Consider the following 2,200-nt stretch of genomic DNA (forward strand, 5'->3'; position numbering starts at 1 on the left):
AGCACCTCGTCGCGGGACGAGGCGACCGAGACCGCCACGGCGACGAGGGCGGTCAGGGCGCCGCTTCGGCGAGGCGTCCGGCAGGCTCGCGCGGCGGATGACGCTGCACATCGGGTCGGCCGCCGTCGCGGTCGGGCTGCGGCCCCTCGGCCCCGACACCGCGCGCCTGACCCTGAACACCCGGCTCGCCCTCCACCTCGGCGACACCGGGCTCCTGCGCGACCCCGACCGCCGCACGATCGCCGGGGTGAGCGTCCTGGACGTCCGGCCGCCCACCCTCGTGCGCCGCGGAGCGGGCGCCGCCCGCGCCCGCGAGCTGGCGACCTGGCCCGACCGCCCGGACGGCGCCGTCGTGCTCCGCCGGCACGGCGTGCTCCGGCGCTCGGAGCTGTCGGTCATGGGCTGCGCGCCGCCGCCCGGCGCCGTCGCCCTGGACGGCGAGTGGGTCGCCGACCCGGCGCACTGGCGGTCGCTGTTCGAGCGGCTCGCGGAGGAGACGGCCCGGCACGCCGCCGAGAGCCCCAGCGCCCCCGGCATCCCGCTGGAGTCCGTCCGGCTGCGCCTCGGCCTCCCCTCCCGGCAGCTCGCCGCCGCGCTCGTCCAGCCGCCGCTGCGCCTGGACGCGGGACGCGTCTACGGCCCGTCCCCGGGCCCCGGCCCCGCGCCGGCCGCCGAGCCCGATCCGGCGGCGGTCGCCGCGGAACCGCCGCCGCCCTGGGCCGCGGCCGTGCGGCGCCTCCGCGCCGACCTCGCGGACAGCCCGTTCGATCCCCCCAGCGCCGAGCGCCTCGAAGAGCTGGGCCTCACGGGCGACGTCCTCGCCGGGGCGGAGCGCGCGGGCGCCGTCCTGCGGATCGACGACGGGGTCGTGCTGCTCCCGGGCGCCGACCGGGAGGCGCTGCGCGTCCTGTCCGAGCTCCCGCAGCCGTTCACGCCCGCCCAGGCCGGCGACGCGCTCGGGACCGGCCGCGACGTCGCCGTCGCCCTGCTGCGCCACCTCGACCGGCTCGGCCTCACCGAGCGCCGCCAGGGCGAAAACCGGTTGAACCGGGACGGGTGACTCTGGCGTCATAGATCGCGGTCCGGTTCCGTCGATCAAGGAGTGGGAATGCCGTACCAGACCCTGAAGGGCGGCCGCGTCCCGATCCGGATGTGGACCGACCCCGACACCGTCGAGGACCTCGCCCTCGACCAGCTGCGCAACGTCTCCGCCCTGCCGTGGGTGGAGGGCCTCGCGGTGATGCCCGACGTCCACTACGGCAAGGGCGCCACCGTCGGCTCGGTGATCGCGATGAGGAACGCGGTGTCCCCGGCCGCCGTCGGGGTCGACATCGGCTGCGGGATGACCGCCGCGAAGTCGTCGCTCACCGTCGAGGACATGCCCGACGACCTGTCCGGCCTGCGCTCGCGGCTGGAGAAGGCGATCCCCGTCGGGCGCGGCTCGCACAGGACCGCCGTGGACCCGTCCGCGCTGCCGGGCCTGAAGGAACGGGGCTGGTACGACTTCTGGAAGGCGTTCGACGACCTGCACCCGGCGGTGCGGTCCCGCCTCGGCCGCGCCCGCTCGCAGATGGGCACGCTCGGCGGCGGCAACCACTTCCTGGAGCTGTGCGCGGACGACGACGGCGCGATCTGGCTCGTCCTGCACTCGGGGTCGCGCAACATCGGCAACGAGCTGGCCGAGCAGCACATCGAGGCCGCCCGCAAGCTGCCGCACAACCAGGACCTGCCGGACGGCGACCTCGCCGTGTTCCTCACCGGCACCGCCAAGATGGACGCCTACCGGCACGACCTGTTCTGGGCGCAGGAGTACGCGCGCCGCAACCGCGCCGTCATGACCGCGCTCGCGCAGAACGTCGTCACCAGGCAGTTCGGCGAGAAGCGCTGCAGGTGGGGCGAGGTCATCTCCTGCCACCACAACTACGTGGCGGAGGAGGAGTACGGGGGAGTCGAGCTGCTCGTCACCCGCAAGGGCGCGATCCGCGCGGGCGCCGGCGACCTCGGGATCATCCCCGGGTCCATGGCGACCGGCACCTACATCGTCCGCGGCCTGGGCAACGAGACCGCCTACAACTCGGCCTCGCACGGCGCGGGCCGCAGGATGAGCCGCAACAAGGCCCGCAAGCACTTCACGCGAGCACCCGGAGATCTTCCAGGAGTACTTCGGCTCGGTGATCCCGGTCGGCGACAACAAGTTCGC

The 2,200-nt window shown here is 75.2% G+C and carries 2 protein-coding genes; both read left to right on the top strand.

Annotated features, from left to right (window positions below; genetic code table 11):
- Positions 1 to 97: 97 nt before the first annotated feature.
- Complete coding sequence (locus tag AB0C69_RS41515) at positions 98 to 1,060, top strand: SelB C-terminal domain-containing protein (protein WP_360362258.1); 963 nt, start codon at positions 98 to 100, stop codon at positions 1,058 to 1,060.
- A gap of 48 nt (positions 1,061 to 1,108) precedes the next feature.
- The coding region (locus AB0C69_RS41520; RefSeq protein ID WP_360362261.1) for an RtcB family protein at positions 1,109 to 2,200 on the top strand (1,092 nt) is incomplete at its 3' end.

Origin of the sequence: Actinomadura sp. NPDC048032 (genome assembly GCF_040653175.1) — a bacterium.
GTDB lineage: Bacteria > Actinomycetota > Actinomycetes > Streptosporangiales > Streptosporangiaceae > Spirillospora > Spirillospora verrucosospora.

What these genes read in the sequence shown, in the direction of transcription:
- AB0C69_RS41515 (WP_360362258.1), top strand. Translation starts at nt 98, where the DNA reads ATGACGCTGCACATCGGGTCGGCCGCCGTCGCGGTCGGGCTGCGGCCC.